Origin of the sequence: Agrobacterium sp. 10MFCol1.1 (assembly GCF_000381165.1) — a bacterium.
Lineage (GTDB): Bacteria > Pseudomonadota > Alphaproteobacteria > Rhizobiales > Rhizobiaceae > Agrobacterium > Agrobacterium tumefaciens.
The window spans coordinates 154811-169247 of sequence record NZ_KB906079.1 but is presented as its reverse complement, the minus strand read 5'-3'; the positions used below and the strand labels follow the sequence as shown (position 1 = coordinate 169247).

The window sequence follows — 14437 nt, the reverse complement described above, 5'->3', positions numbered from 1 at the left end:
GGCATTTGCCTCTTCGTCAGGCGGCATCCAGAGAGAGGGTCAGGTCGGCGACCAGATCGTCGGGATGTTCGATGCCGATTGACAGCCGGATCGTGGAATCAAGCACACCAATGCGCTGGCGGATATCGGCCGGAACACCCGAATGCGTCATCGTTGCAGGATGGGAGGCGAGAGATTCCGTACCGCCAAGGCTGACCGCGAGTTTGAATATCGTGAGAGCGTTGAGGAATTTGAAAGACGCTGCCTGCCCGCCCGCAATGTCAAACGAGAAGGTCGATCCCGCACCGGTGCATTGATCTGCAAACACCTTGCCAACCGGGGACGCCGGATCGTGAAACGGCAGATAATGGATTTTCTCGACCTTGGGATGCGCCTTCAGGAATTCGGCCACCACCTCGGCATTGCTGTTTGCCCGCTCCATGCGGATTTGTAGCGTTTCAAGCGAGCGCCCGAGCATCCAGCACGAATGCGGGTCGAGCTGCGTGCCTATCGCTCCGCGTAATGCCTTCACCTGCTTCATGACATCCTTGCGACCGAGCGCTGCTCCGGCAATGAGGTCGGAGTGCCCGCCAACGTATTTTGTCAGTGAATAGAGCGAGATATCGGCACCGTGCTCGATAGGCCGCTGGAACACCGGACCGAGGAGTGTGTTGTCGCACGCGATGATTGGCCTGTGCCCCTGCTTCTCGCCGATCACGTCGGCAACGCGGCTGATCATGGGGATATCGACAATACTGTTTGTCGGGTTGGCGGGGGTCTCGATGAGGATGACGGACACCCTGCCTTTCGCCATCGCAGCCTCTGCGGCGGATATCACCGAGGCCTCGCTGACACCGTCGGCGAAACCCACCGCCGAAACGCCGAAATTGTGGAAGGTCTTTGCCAGCAGCGTCTCAGTGCCGCCGTACAAAGGCTGGGAATGGAGTACGGTGTCGCCGGGCCGGACGAAAGCGAAAAGCGTCGTCGAAATGGCGGACATGCCGGACGAGAAGAGCGCACAACTCTCGGTGCGTTCGTAAACGGCAAGGCGGTCCTCGACGATCTCGCTATTGGGATGGTTGAAACGCGAATAGACGAGGCCTGCACCTCTGCCTGCGGGCGGCTCCTTGCGGCCGGAGACATAGTCGAAGAAGTCGCGACCGTCTTCCGCCGACTTGAAGACGAAGGTCGAGGTCAGAAACACAGGCGGCTTCACCGCTCCTTCCGACAATTCCGGATCGTAGCCGTAATTGAGCATCTGGGTTTCAGGATGGAGAGCGTGGTTGCCAATATGGGTTTTAGACGGATGCGGTGCGGTCATTTGCGGAAGGTCCTCCTCAACAGACGTTGAACTGTCCGCAGCTTACATCCAATCAAGCCAAAATACCTTGCATTCTGAAGCGTGGATATGTCTGATGAAGCAATATATTGCGGAGAATTGTGCTTTATGTCGCAAAAAATTGCAGATCCAATCGACCGGCGGATAGTCAAGGAGCTGTCTGCCGACGCAAGGATCACCAACAACGAACTTGCCGAGCGAGTCGGCTTGTCGGCATCTGCATGTCTGCGGAGGCTGCGACGGCTGGAAGAGACGGGGGTGATCAAAGGTTATTCCGCGATCGTCGATCCGGCAATCGAGGGATGGACGATGACCGCGCTTGCATCCATCCGCCTCAGTCGCCAGCACGATGACGAAATCCAGATGTTCGAGGCGGCCGTTCTGGACTGGGACGAGGTTCTGGAATGTCACCTCGTCACGGGTTCGAGGGACTACATGCTCAAGGTCATGTGCGGTGGGCTCGAGGACTACGAGCGCTTCATCAAAGAGAAGATCGCGAAGCTGAAATGCGTCGACACCATCGAGACCAGCTTTGTCATGAACACGATCAAGGCGCGGCGCATCTAAGCTTTGCCAGAAGCTCCGCGCCCGGTGCGTTCAAGCTCCGAGAACCGGAGCTTGAACCGTTTGGGGGTGCGATCGGACGACTTACTCGGCCGTCGCCTGGATATCGACCTTGTCGAGAAGAAGCATCGGGTTTTCAGACGCCGCAACCAGATCAAAAAGACCAAGGCCATTTGGTCCAGTGGAGCGGGCGGTAACCGTAAGAGTACCTGGGTTGTTGATGAAGCGAAGCAACGCGTCCACCGCACTCTTGAGTTTGGGCTGTTCAGCTGCGATCTGCTGCAACCCCGCGCTTGCCACAAGTGTCAGAACACCGCGCACTTGATCCTCGGTCATGTCGTTTTGCAGAGCATACAGCTTGATAGCCTTGGCCATCATACCTTCGTCCTTGATCGTCAGCTTTACCTCGCGACCCGCGAGCCCCAGGAGGGCGGCCTGAGTACGATTGGTGTCGAAGGAGAAGAACTCCTCCGTGAACCCGCTCGCTAGACCGGAAAAATTGACGCTGCCAATATCCTTGCCGCGCATGGAGATTTCCCGGATCACCAGGTTCTTGTTCGGTTCATCCCAGCCGGCGGCAAGGGCATAAGACAGGGCGAGTGCCTCGAAACCCAGTTTGCGGGCTTCAACAAAAACTTCCTCGGTCGAATCTTCCGGGATCGGAAGAGAAAGGTCATCCTGCCTGATCACGATATCTGTGGGTATGCCGTTGAAGGGCTTTGTCAGACCCATCTCGAAATTCCTGAGCGTGAACTTGATGCGCTCAGGCACGCCCTCCGTCTTTTCACCAGTCTCGTCGTCTGTCTGTTCCGGGGCGGCGACATCAACATTGATGCCTCCGACGCGGACGGTGCCCAGTTCCGGTATCAGGTGATTAAACGGGAAAGTCTCGATCTGCTTGTCGTCAAGCCCGACGATTTTGGAGAGACTCTCGATTGTGGAACTCCAGTCAAAGCCCTTGAGGCTTGCCTCGGCGACTTCGATCGTGTCGACGCCATTTCCGATCGACATGCCATTCAGGCCGAAGTCGAGCTTACGGCTGTCCATCTGCATATCGATACGATCAATGCCGACCTTGACCCTTTTGCCGGCAGCCCCTTCGCTTTCATCAGGCGCGTCGGCTTTGAACCCGAGCAACTGCATGTTGCTCTTGCCAATCATATCGAGAATGGACAGGGCCTTGGCGAAAATTGCCTGGCGTTCCTGAGGTGAAAGCTCGTCAGTATTTTTGGCCGCCGAAAGCGCGTTCATCGTTTCCAGAAGCGGCTCGGCCGGCATGCGGGCGCTGAAGCCGTCGCTGCGTATTTCATCGTAGGTGAAATGACCGTCTCCGTCCGAGAACGAGATTTTGCTGACGGAAAGCGGGCCATAGAGAAGCTTTGCGTCCTTATCTTCGGGACCCGCTTTTTCCGTATAGAGCCTTGCGAGGTAAGCGGCATCGAAGTCCTGTCCGGCTACGGCGCCGGTCGATACGACCAAGTGCTTCTTTTTCATCGCGCCAGTGCTGTCCGGTAGATCCATCTGGATGTCGTAGCTGGCGTTGTCGATGGAATATCGGGCGACCCGGCCTTTGGCGATGTCCGAGAAGGCTACGTTCTTATAAACAGTCTTCTGCTCGGTGGTGGCGATGGACTGCGTGAATGTCATCTCAGGCGTGGAAATACGCTCTGCTGCAAAGCGCTCTATGCGCTTAGGCAGAGAGTTGGCATTTCCGTCTCCGGATACTTCAGCCGCATCCGGTTTTGTGAACGCGGCATTCTCGACACGCGCATGCGCCATCGAGATCTTGCCGGTTGGCACATCAACATTAATGTCGTTCAGCTCCAGTGCGCCATCCAGGAAAGGAAATTTTGGACGTCCATCGATAGCTGCAATCCGGATGTTCTTGCCATCGGCAAGCGGCAAGGCCAGTTCGCGAATATGAATCTGCCCGAGGAAATCAACCTCAACGGAACGGGCAGTTGCGCCAGTGCGAGCAACGAGTTCGCTGACCTTTGCTTCGTAGAAGGCCTTACCCCCGATGACGCCTGCAGCAGCAACAGCAATAATCGCAACCGCCGCCCATAAAGCTTTGGTCCGGCCCTTACCGGTTTGGGTATTTACCTGTTCCACGAAATTGGTCCTCTCCGACGCGATTTGAAACTGCACGCCTTTTAAGCACGCGAAAGTTGCTCCGCAAGTGGGCGCTAGCGGGACAGTTGGAGAACTTGTCCCAAAACGCAAAACGCCGGGTCCGCTCCTGACCAAACATCAAACGGGACAGCCTGGCATTTTGCAGATCATAAAGGTCAAGAATGCTGGACAGCGCCAACGCGGTGCCGGTTCGACCGTCTCAGCTACCGCCACTCACTGGACAATATAGTAGACATAGTCCACCATATTGTTTCCGACGTATGAAGCGTCGGCCAAAGCGAACAAAGTTACAAAAAAACAAGGGGAACTTATGTCGCATCCAACCACGTCAGCCGACGTGGTGCTGTCCGTTCGCAATCTCACGGTGGATCTTCCGCCGGGAATGGAGCGCACCCACGCGGTCAAGAATATCTCTTTCGACCTCCACGCAGGTGAAATCCTGTGCATTATCGGTGAATCCGGGTCTGGCAAATCCGTCACTGCCAGCACGATCATGGGGCTGTTATCGCCCGTGATAAAAGTCAGCTCCGGCGAAATCCATTTCAAGGGAATGGACATACTTGCGGCCAGGGAAGATAAAATCCGGCCGCTGCGTGGTCAGGCGGTCTCAATCATTTTCCAGGATCCGCTCTCCGCGCTCAATCCGCTGATGACAATCGGGGATCAGATCGCCGAAGTGCTTGAAGCGCATGGCTATGGAACGCCTGAAACCCGCAAGACCAAGGTTCTGGATCTACTTGAAGAAGTCGGTCTTCCCGACCCGCCTCTGATGCGGCTGCAATATCCATTCCGTCTGTCTGGCGGACAACGCCAGCGGGTCATGATCGCCATGGCTCTGGCACTCGATCCGGATGTCCTGATTGCCGATGAGCCAACAACCGCTCTCGACGTTACCACCCAGGCGCAGATCCTTGAGCTCATCCGCAAGATACAGAAGCGCAAGAATATGAGCGTCATGTTCATCACCCACGATTTCGGCGTCGTTGCCGAAATTGCCGATCGCGTCGTGGTGATGGAGAAGGGATATCTTGTGGAGCAGGGAAGGGCGGACCAGGTTCTGGTCAATCCCGTCCACCCCTATACCCAGCGACTTGTGGCTGCGGTGCCACGGATGCGGAGCACTGAGCGTTCAGTCAGCGAAGATGCCCCCGTCGTTCTCAAGGTCGAAAATCTTGAGAAGGAATATCGCAGCTCCGGCTCGTTTTTCCGCAAGGCCCGTATCGTCAAGGCGGTCAATGGTGTCAGCTTCAAGCTTCACAAGGGCCAGACCCTTGGTATCGTTGGCGAAAGCGGGTCGGGCAAGTCCTCGCTCGGGCGTGTCCTGCTGAAATTGCTGGAGGCGGATGGCGGTTCAATATGCTTCGATGGCCGTGACATAGCAGCGATGGACGAAACGACGTTTCGATCGTTGCGGCCCTATATCCAGATGATTTTTCAGGATCCTTTCGCGTCGCTTAATCCCCGCCATACGATCGGCAGGATCTTGACGGTCGGCCCCGTTGCCCACGGAATGGCTGTGCATGAGGCGAGAATAAAGGCTCTCGGAATTCTGAAGCTCGTGGGGCTGGATGAACAGGCCTATGACCGTTACCCGCACGAATTCTCCGGCGGCCAACGCCAGCGCATCGGCATTGCCCGTGCACTGATGTTTGATCCGGTCGTCCTTGTGGCCGACGAAGCCGTGTCTGCTCTCGACGTTTCCATACAGGCGCAGGTTCTGGAGCTTCTGGCGCGGGTGCAGGCTGAAATGAAGGTGGCGATGATCTTCATCACCCATGACTTGAGAGTCGCGAGCCAGATTTGCGACGATGTGCTTGTCATGCACAAGGGAACGGTTGTCGAACAGGGGCCGCCGACAAAAATCTTCCGGTCGCCGGCCCATCCCTACACCCGCAAACTCGTTGCTGCGATCCCCGGTGCGGATTGGGAACCTGCGGCAACTGCCGTCGGCACATAACATCGAAGTCTGACGAGCCGGACATCTCGTCAGACTTTGCATCGCGCGACATCAAAGACCGATTGCACCGCCGGATTATCGTGGATCCGGCGGCGCGAGAGGTTTTCCTTTTAAATATATGATTTAAATAATAAAAATATGATTTCAGGAATAAAAAGTAGTTGCGTTTGTCTACTAATTATCCTTTCATTCAGTCACGAAACTGACATACGACATGGCCGAAAACCTGCACTGCGGCACGCCGGGAAAGCGTGTGCGCCAATGTCGATCTTTGACCATTCGAACGGAAACTCCATGTCCAAACCAACTGAAAACCCGCCGACATCGCCAACTGATATCAATCTCGACGTGCTTGAAGACACGCTGAGCTTTTACATCCGCACGATCAACCTTGCCGTATCGCGCGATCTCGATGCCCGGCTGGACGGGCTGGATGTGGCGAAGGGAACTGGAAAGATCACGACTTTGCTGCTCGTCGATGACTACCCGGGTATCCGTCCTTCAGTGATAGCTCATCTGACGATGCGGGACCGGTCTGCAATGGGCAGGATCATCGACCAGATGGTGTCGCACGATCTGATACGCCGGGAAGTGTCGCAGGAGGACAGCCGCGCCCAGGAGCTTTACATCACCGAAGCCGGAGCGGCGCTTGCAACGAAAATCCGGGAGATCGTTCCGCAGCAATCGCGCGATTTCTTCAGCTTCATCCCGGAAGACGAGCAGAAGCAGGTTATCGACATTTTGCGTCGCGCCTACCGCCATATTGTGGGGCTAGCATGATGGAACGAACGACAAAACGCGTTGCTCTCATATCCGGTGCAAGCCGGGGTATAGGCGACCATATCGCTGCTACTCTTCTTGGCGAAGGCTGGTCGGTATCGCTTGGTATGCGCAGCCCGTCGCTGCCGCAATGGGCTGTGGGTCACGAGGGACAGGTCCATCTTGCCCATTATGACGCAAATGATGCGAGTGCGGAGAAGCGCTGGGCCGATGAAGCGCATCAGCATTTCGGTCGTATCGATGCTGTCGTGGCCAATGCCGGCATCATGATACCGAAGACAGTGATCGAAGCAGATGACGAAGACATCGACGCCATGCTTGCGGTCAACGTCAAGGCACCGAGAAGGCTGGTTAAGGCCGCCTGGGAGGCGTTGAGCGAGAGCGGTCGTGGCCGGGTCATCATCCTCGCTTCCCTCTCCGGCAAGCGGGTGAAGTCCGCATCTGCCGGTAGCTATTCTCTCTCCAAATTTGCGGCGGTCGCGCTTGCGCATGCCATCCGACAGGCGGGCTTCGAAAGCGGCGTGCGCGCGACAGCCGTATGCCCCGGTTTCGTTGCGACAGATATGGCGACCGCCTTATCCGAACGGCCGGCGGATCAAATGACCCAGCCCGCCGATCTTGCCCGCATCATTGCCATGCTGCTGTCCTTACCGAATGAGGCTTCCGTCGCCGAATTTGCCATCAATTGCCAGCTTGAGGAGTTTTTCTGACATGCCCGGTCCTTATGTCGTTCCCGTCCATGGCGATGCGGAATTGCCGAAAGAAGTCGATGTCGTCGTCATTGGCGGCGGCATTATCGGCACCTCCACCGCGCTTGAACTCGTCGATCAGGGACTGCGTGTTGCGCTTTGCGAAAAGGGCGGTATCGGCCACGAGCAGTCGAGCCGCAACTGGGGCTGGGTGCGCATTTCCCGCCGCGACCCACGCGAGGTGCCCTTGATGGCAGAATCGCTGCGCATCTGGGCGGATCTCAATCGTCGTACAGGGCGGGAGACTGGTTTCAAGCGTTCCGGCATCGTCTTTACATGCGCAAACGAAAAGGAATTTTCCGAGCACGAACGCTGGAACCGCAATCTGGAAGGCTACCAGATTGAAAGCCGCATGTTGAGCGCTAAGGAATTCAAGGCGAAATATCCCGGCTCCAACATGGATGTCGCCGGTGCCCTCTATACTGCCGGTGATTGCCGGGCCGAGCCGCAGCGCGCCGCCCCGGCAATCGCCGAAGCTGCCCGCGACCGCGGCGCCTTCATCCTGACCGAATGCGCCGTGCGTGGTCTGCAGCTTTCCGGCGGCAAGGTGTCTGGTGTCGTGACAGAGCGCGGTGAAATTGCCTGCAAGGCGGCGGTCATGGCGGGTGGCGCGTGGTCCAGCCTGTTTCTCGGCAACAACGGTCTCGATCTGCCGCAGCTCAAGGTCATGAATTCCGTGCTGCGCACAAAGCCGCTGGAAGGCGGTCCGGAAGAGGCAATCTGGTCGAACGGTTTTGCGATCCGCAAGCGCCTCGACGGCGGATATACGATCGCGAACGGCTTCCAGAACATCGTCGACATCGTGCCCGCATCTTTCCGTTATGCACTGAAATTCCTGCCGGCTCTGCGGCATGAGTGGCGCTCGCTCGACCTGCGCCTGACTGGCCGCTTTTACGATGAATGGCGCATTCCGCGCCGCTGGGCGCTCGATGAGGCTTCGCCCTTCGAATATAACCGCGTGCTCGATCCCGTTCCGGCCATGGACATGACGGACGGCGCCTTTTCCAAGCTGAAGAAGGCCTTCCCCGTTTTCGAAAAGGCCGAAATTTCGCAGCGCTGGGCGGGCATGATCGATGTGACGCCTGACGCTATTCCGGTCATCGACAATATCGACGCCATTCCGGGCTTTCATGTTGCAACCGGCTTTTCCGGCCATGGCTTCGGCATCGGCCCGGCGGCTGGAAAACTCATGGCTGATATCGTCACAGGCCGCAATCCGATTGTCGATCGTCGCGATTTCCGTTTCAGCCGCTTCAGCGACGGCTCGAAGATCGAGTTGGTCAGCGGTTTTTGAAATGAGAAGCCCGGCGGTCAGGTGGCGCCGATCCTTTTGACGCATGAGGCAGGCAACTGCTGATGGGAGTAGTACCGCCCAAAGAGGCGGAAGCAAAAATAATCGTCGTGTTCAACCATCGGATCAAGGGGAACTAAAAATGTCCGACCAGAACAAGCCGCTTATCAATACCACCCGCCGCCAGGCACTCGGCCTTTTGGCGCTCGGCGCATCCGGCGTCGTCCTTTCCAGTCTTCCGGGTTTTTCCCGCGCCATGGCGCAGGACAAGGCCGCCAAAGGCCAGCTGACGGTCGGCTTCTCGCAGGAGCCTACCGTGTTCAATCCACATATGCCGCATATTGAAGTAGACGAAGGCATCCATTTCAGCATCTTCGACCCGCTGTTTTATGTCGACGAGAAAGGTGCCTTCGTGGCAGCTCTCGCCGCCGAAGTGCCGACGGTCGAAAACGGCGGCATTTCCGCCGATGGTCTCAACTGGAAGGTCAAGCTGCGTGACGACGTCAAATGGCACGACGGCAAGCCGTTCACCGCTGAAGACGTTAAGTTCACGCTTGAACTTCTGGTCGATCCCAACTTCCGTTCATGGCGCAAGACCGGGCACGAATTCGTAAGGGATTTGACCGTGGTTTCGCCGACGGAAATTACCTGGAAGATGGAAAAGCCATTCGCGCCCTATCCCTCGATCCTTGCTTCCACATTTATTACGCCGAAGCACCTCCTAGGTGCGGAAGCTGACCGCAATACCGCCGCCTATAACAACGCGCCGGTTGGAACGGGCGCATTCAAATGGAAGGAGCGGGTTGCGGGTGACTACATTCTGCTCGACGCCAATACCGAGTATTTTGGTGATGGCCCGCATATAGAGCGTCTGGTCTACAAATACGTACCCGACCTGAATGTGATGTACACCCAGTTCAAGACCGGCGACATAGACGTGGTGGGCCTGCAATGGATCACACCCGACCATTATGACGAGGCCAAGGATCTCGCCGGCAAGGTGGTCAACGTCGTGCCGGGCTCGACGATTGAATCCCTCTCGTTCAACATGGAACGTCCACAGTTCAAGGAGCCGGCGGTAAGAGAGGCGCTTTATGCGGCGATCGACAAACAATCGATCATCGAGGCACTTTATTACGGTTTGCCCACACCCACCGAAAGCTACGTTCCGCAGCAGTCTTTCTATTACAATCCAGATCTTCCCAAGCATGAATATTCCATCGAGAAAGCTAAAAAGCTGCTCGACGATGCGGGCTGGGCGCCCGGGGCAGACGGCATTCGCGCCAAGGATGGCGTGAAGCTCGCCTTCACCTGCTCCACGACAGCGGGCAATCACATCCGCGAACAGGTTCAGCAATACATGCAGCAATCCTTCAAGGATATCGGCGTGGAGATGACCATTTCGAACCTGCCGCCAGCTGTCATGTGGGGTGACTACTGGATGCTGTCGAAGTTCGATTCGGTTATAGTCGGGCTCGACTTCCTGACCGGCCCGGATCCCGATACCTCCGACTTCTTCCGCTCGACGTCGAGTGCTGCAAAAGGCGGCTCGGGCCAGAATACCTGGCAGTTCGTCAACAAGGACGTCGATGATCTTCTGGCCAAGGGCGGCAGTCTCTTCGTGCCGGAGGAACGCAAGGCCGTCTACCTGAAGATTCAGGAGATCATGCGCAAGGAACTGCCGCTGTTGCCACTGTTCCAGTACGCAACAGTGCGTGGTCACAAGCAGGGCGTCGAAAACGTGAAGCCAAACGTCAATAACCGTATCGATACCTGGAACGTTGCGACCTGGCGTCTGGCGTAAAGCCTGCCGCAGACAGGGCTTTATGCCCCGATCCATGTGAAGTGCCGGCTTTGAAGCAGCCGGCACTCTGACGGCTATTCGTGGATGGTGCTAGCCAGTTCCACGATGCGACCTGGAGTCTCATCATGCTGACCTTTCTTCTCCATCGGATATGGCAGAGCCTCGTACTTCTGCTGCTTGTCTCGATCATCGGTTTTGCCATCCTCAACCTCGCGCCTGGCGGGCCATTGTCGCAATTTGCCCTGACGCCCGGCATGACGCGGGAGGCGCTTGATCGCATCGCCCACCAGATGGGTCTCGATCGACCCTTGCCGGTACAATATCTCGAATGGGCCTGGCGCCTGCTGCAAGGCGATTGGGGGAAATCCTATCGCGACCAACGTCCGGTTCTCGATATCATCTCCGGCCATTTGTTTGCGACCCTGCTGTTGATGGTCTCATCAACCGTCGTATCCATCCTTGTCGGCACCTGGATCGGTATCAAGGGGGCGACCAAACGTTACACGCTGTTCGATTACACCGCCACGGTCGGGGCCATGGTGGCGCTTTCAATTCCCACCTTCTGGTTCGGGCTGGTGGCCATCTATGTTTTCGCGCTCAGGCTGAAATGGTTACCGGCGGGCAACATGTATACGATCGGCGATCAGTCTTTTTATGACTATGCAATTCACCTGATCATGCCGAGCCTGGTACTTGCCCTCGTCAACATCGCCGTCTGGAGCCGCTACATGCGGACTGCGACGCTTGACGTCATCAATCAGGATTTCGTCCGCACCGCCCGCGCCAAGGGGCTGACCCCGCGCCGGGTTCTGATGAAACACGTCGTCGGCAATGCACTTCTGCCAATGATCACCCTGGCCGGTCTCCAGCTCCCGACGATTCTCGGCGGCGCCCTCGTAACGGAGACGGTCTTTACCTGGCCCGGCATGGGCCGCCTGTTCCTCGATAGCCTTGGTTATCACGACTACCCCGTCGTGATGGGGCTTCTGATGTTTTCCGCAATCCTCGTGCTCATCGGAAGTCTGCTCGCTGACCTCATGGTTGCTCTCGTCGATCCCCGCATCCGGCTCGGATAGGGCCGGATCGACGAAACGCCGCACTCAATCGAAGGAAAGACCATGTCCGCTGCAACCCTCCATCCCTCACAGGCCGCACCGCGGTTTCACTGGTGGCAGAACCGCACGCTGCGCCGTTTCGCCCGCCACAAGCTTGCTGTGCTCGGCCTCATCATGATCACCGTCATGATTTTCGCCTGCGTGGTTGGGCCCTATCTCTTGCCTTACGACGAATTGTTCATCGATCTGCGCGCCCGTTTTGCCCCGCCGATGACCGGTTACCATATTTTCGGCACCGATCCGCTCGGACGCGACATAGCCGCGCGCCTTTTCAATGCCGGCCGCATTTCACTGCTGGTCGGGTTTTTCGCCATGGTGCTGTCGACACTGATCGGCACCATCATCGGTGTCGTTGCCGGTTATTATGGCGGGCGCATCGGCGCTATACTGATGCGTTTCGTCGATGCCTTTCTGTCTTTCCCGAGTATTTTCCTGCTTCTCGCTCTGGCTGCTTTCGTCAAACCGAGCCCGTTCATGATCACGGTTATCATTGCCGTCACAAGCTGGATGGAAATTGCCCGTCTGGTTGAAGCGGAAGTGCGGTCTCTGCGCGAACGCGACTTCGTCATGGCAGCCCGTATGCTGGGCCTGCCTAATGGCTGGATCATGTTCCGGGAACTGCTGCCAAATGCTGTCGGCCCCATCATCGTTGCCGCGACCCTGACGGTCGCGCGTGCCATCCTTCTGGAGGCCTATATCAGCTTTCTCGGTTATGGCATTCAGCCGCCGCTGCCGAGCTGGGGCAATATGCTGAACGGAGCCCAGCAATATCTCGACAAGGCGCCCTGGCTCGCCATCGTGCCGGGCGTCGCCATCACGCTTGCCGTCACCAGCTTCAATTTCATCGGTGATGGGCTTCGTGATGCGCTCGATGCGCGCAGCGACCTGAACTGAAGGTTTCGGTAGATGGTTTCGTTCTCACCCTTTGACGTGACACTGTGGTATGCGACCGCGGCTTCAGCACCGCATACGGAGCCTCTTTCGGGTCGCGTGCAGGCCGATGTCTGCATCGTCGGCGCGGGTTATACCGGTCTGACGACCGCATTGGAGCTGGCGAAAACCGGCATCAATGTCGTGCTTCTGGATCGGCAGGAAATCGGCTTCGGCGGTTCGGGCCGCAATGCCGGACATTGCACCCCGACCTTTACCCATTATAGCCTGCCAGAGCTGCGCAGGATGCTGGGCGAGCCCTGGGCGGAACGGCTGATCGAACGGCAAACGCGGGCGAATGACCGCGTCTCGAGCATGATCCGCGACTATCAGATCGACTGCGAATGGGTGCAGAACGGTTATGTGATGGGCGCACCGCATAAGGGCGCCATGGATGAGATCAGGCGCAAGGTCGAGACCTATAATGCGGTGGGCGCGAAAACCCGGCTGCTCGACCGTGACGAGGTGGAAGCGGTCACCGGCAGTCCGCGTTTCGACGGCGGCTGGCTGCACGAAGAGGCAGGTCACCTCAATCCGCTCGGTTACGCCCGCGGTCTCGGCCGTGCTGTCATCCAGGAGCGCGGAAAGATATTTACCGGCTCGGCGGTGACGGGTTGCGAACGCGACATAACCGGAGGCTGGAAGGTCAAGACCGATCGCGGAGAAGTGGTCGCGTCGAAAGTGATCTTTACCACTGGCGCTTATACGGTTGGTGGTTGGCCCAAGCTGGATCGAACCTTCAAGATTCAACGCGTGTTCGTTGCCGCTACGCAAATTTTGTCCGAAGAGACACGCCGGACGGTCCTGCCGCAGAACACGACCATTCATGATGGTCGCGGCGATATCTACGTCTACAAATACAATGCCGAAGGCCGGATCGTCGCATCGATGTTTCCCATGGGACGCCGCGGCCGCGACATGGCCTATACGAGACAGGTCATGAGCGAACGGCTCAAATGGCTGCATCCAAAGCTCCGGGAAGAGATCCGCTGGGAGTATTTCTGGTTCGGCGAACTCGATATGCAATATCGCACCGTACCGCGGTTTTATGGTCTCGCGCCGGGCGTTGTGGCTTTGACCGGTCTTTCGGGCCGTGGTGTGCCGACCGGCTCGATGCTCGGTTCCATTCTTTCGGAATGGGCGCTTGGCAAGCCGGAGAACGAGCTTGCCCTGAAGCTGGAACCACTGAAGGCAGCTCCCTTCTTTATGGGTTTCGCACCCGCAATGGCGCTGCGTTACTACCGGCTGCGCGACAACATATCCACGAAACTAGCTGGGGCGGAACTGCCACCCCATGCCTGAACCGGCGCGGCCACAAGGTCCGTGCCAACATTGACCAAGCAAGGAGAATTCCCGTGACCATGCCGATTTTCAATATTTCCGATGACGTGGATCTTGTTCCGGCCATGCCCGCCGAAGGCCGTGAAGGCGGTTCGTATCGTCGCCAGATATGGCAGGACCCGATCGAAAATGGCACGATCGTCGCAGTCTGGAAGGCCGAGCCCGGCATCTACAACTATCCGGGTCGTGACCTCGAGGAAACTTTTGTCGTCGTTGAGGGCGAGGCAATGTATTCGCAGGGCGAAGCCGTCCCGGTGAAGATCGGTCCCGGATCGATTATCAGCATCGCCAAGGGCGTGCCAAGCCGCCTCGAAATCCTGTCGCCGTTCCGCAAGCTCGCAACTGTCATCCCTAAGCCGTGAGGTTTGGGGGAGGGGTGCCTGCAGACTTAAGGCAGGCTGTGTCCTGTATGCGGGGCACGAGGATTTAGGTCTCGCCGATCTGTCTTTCGTCAC

The 14437-nt window shown here is 57.5% G+C and carries 12 protein-coding genes; 10 read left to right on the top strand and 2 right to left on the bottom strand.

What is annotated here, in order from left to right:
- Positions 1-16 precede the first annotated feature (16 nt).
- Positions 17-1300 carry a cystathionine gamma-synthase family protein gene (locus F617_RS0119365; RefSeq protein ID WP_019566407.1) on the bottom strand — a complete coding sequence of 428 codons (1284 nt, stop codon included), beginning with the start codon at positions 1298-1300 and terminating at the stop codon, positions 17-19.
- A gap of 126 nt (positions 1301-1426) precedes the next feature.
- Here F617_RS0119365 and F617_RS0119360 point away from each other — a divergent pair, with 126 nt between their 5' ends.
- On the top strand, positions 1427-1885 hold the full coding sequence (locus tag F617_RS0119360; protein WP_013761333.1) for an Lrp/AsnC family transcriptional regulator: 459 nt from the start codon (positions 1427-1429) through the stop codon (positions 1883-1885).
- Between the two features lie 81 nt (positions 1886-1966).
- On the opposite strand, the gene F617_RS0119355 is transcribed toward F617_RS0119360, so the two are convergent.
- Positions 1967-3994, bottom strand: a complete 2028-nt coding sequence (locus tag F617_RS0119355; RefSeq protein WP_019566406.1) for a hypothetical protein — start codon at positions 3992-3994, stop codon at positions 1967-1969.
- A 331-nt stretch (positions 3995-4325) separates the two neighbouring features.
- On the opposite strand from F617_RS0119355, the gene F617_RS0119350 reads away from it, so the two are divergent.
- From F617_RS0119350 to F617_RS0119310, 9 genes are all read left to right on the top strand, one after another.
- Entirely contained in the window at positions 4326-5972 is a 1647-nt protein-coding gene (locus F617_RS0119350) for an ABC transporter ATP-binding protein (protein ID WP_019566405.1), read from the top strand.
- Between the two features lie 294 nt (positions 5973-6266).
- Positions 6267-6752 carry a MarR family winged helix-turn-helix transcriptional regulator gene (locus tag F617_RS0119345; RefSeq protein ID WP_026330963.1) on the top strand — a complete coding sequence of 162 codons (486 nt, stop codon included), beginning with the start codon at positions 6267-6269 and terminating at the stop codon, positions 6750-6752.
- Positions 6752-7462, top strand: coding sequence for an SDR family NAD(P)-dependent oxidoreductase (locus F617_RS0119340; RefSeq protein ID WP_019566403.1), 711 nt, complete (start codon positions 6752-6754; stop codon positions 7460-7462). Before F617_RS0119345 ends, F617_RS0119340 begins: the two co-directional genes overlap by 1 nt.
- Position 7463: 1 nt before the next feature.
- Positions 7464-8795, top strand: a complete 1332-nt coding sequence (locus F617_RS0119335) for an FAD-binding oxidoreductase (protein ID WP_019566402.1) — start codon at positions 7464-7466, stop codon at positions 8793-8795.
- A gap of 139 nt (positions 8796-8934) precedes the next feature.
- Complete coding sequence (locus F617_RS0119330; RefSeq protein WP_019566401.1) at positions 8935-10596, top strand: peptide ABC transporter substrate-binding protein; 1662 nt, start codon at positions 8935-8937, stop codon at positions 10594-10596.
- Between the two features lie 125 nt (positions 10597-10721).
- Positions 10722-11672 carry an ABC transporter permease gene (locus F617_RS0119325; RefSeq protein ID WP_013761327.1) on the top strand — a complete coding sequence of 317 codons (951 nt, stop codon included), beginning with the start codon at positions 10722-10724 and terminating at the stop codon, positions 11670-11672.
- Positions 11673-11714: 42 nt separating this feature from the next.
- Positions 11715-12605 carry an ABC transporter permease gene (locus tag F617_RS0119320; protein ID WP_003517690.1) on the top strand — a complete coding sequence of 297 codons (891 nt, stop codon included), beginning with the start codon at positions 11715-11717 and terminating at the stop codon, positions 12603-12605.
- 12 nt (positions 12606-12617) lie between these two features.
- A complete protein-coding gene (locus F617_RS0119315) occupies positions 12618-13943 on the top strand; it encodes an FAD-binding oxidoreductase (protein WP_019566400.1) in 1326 nt (441 codons plus the stop codon).
- Positions 13944-14002: 59 nt separating this feature from the next.
- Positions 14003-14344 (top strand): cupin domain-containing protein, encoded by a 342-nt coding sequence (locus tag F617_RS0119310; RefSeq protein WP_003517688.1) that lies wholly within the window; start codon positions 14003-14005, stop codon positions 14342-14344.
- The last annotated feature ends 93 nt before the right edge of the window (positions 14345-14437 follow it).

Excerpts from the sequence above, each read along its gene's own strand:
- F617_RS0119365 (WP_019566407.1), bottom strand. The coding sequence starts at position 1,300 with ATGACCGCACCGCATCCGTCTAAAACCCATATTGGCAACCACGCTCTC.
- F617_RS0119360 (WP_013761333.1), top strand. The coding sequence starts at position 1,427 with ATGTCGCAAAAAATTGCAGATCCAATCGACCGGCGGATAGTCAAGGAG.
- F617_RS0119350 (WP_019566405.1), top strand. The coding sequence starts at position 4,326 with ATGTCGCATCCAACCACGTCAGCCGACGTGGTGCTGTCCGTTCGCAAT.
- F617_RS0119345 (WP_026330963.1), top strand. The coding sequence starts at position 6,267 with ATGTCCAAACCAACTGAAAACCCGCCGACATCGCCAACTGATATCAAT.
- F617_RS0119340 (WP_019566403.1), top strand. The coding sequence starts at position 6,752 with ATGGAACGAACGACAAAACGCGTTGCTCTCATATCCGGTGCAAGCCGG.
- F617_RS0119335 (WP_019566402.1), top strand. The coding sequence starts at position 7,464 with ATGCCCGGTCCTTATGTCGTTCCCGTCCATGGCGATGCGGAATTGCCG.
- F617_RS0119330 (WP_019566401.1), top strand. The coding sequence starts at position 8,935 with ATGTCCGACCAGAACAAGCCGCTTATCAATACCACCCGCCGCCAGGCA.
- F617_RS0119325 (WP_013761327.1), top strand. The coding sequence starts at position 10,722 with ATGCTGACCTTTCTTCTCCATCGGATATGGCAGAGCCTCGTACTTCTG.
- F617_RS0119320 (WP_003517690.1), top strand. The coding sequence starts at position 11,715 with ATGTCCGCTGCAACCCTCCATCCCTCACAGGCCGCACCGCGGTTTCAC.
- F617_RS0119315 (WP_019566400.1), top strand. The coding sequence starts at position 12,618 with ATGGTTTCGTTCTCACCCTTTGACGTGACACTGTGGTATGCGACCGCG.
- F617_RS0119310 (WP_003517688.1), top strand. The coding sequence starts at position 14,003 with ATGCCGATTTTCAATATTTCCGATGACGTGGATCTTGTTCCGGCCATG.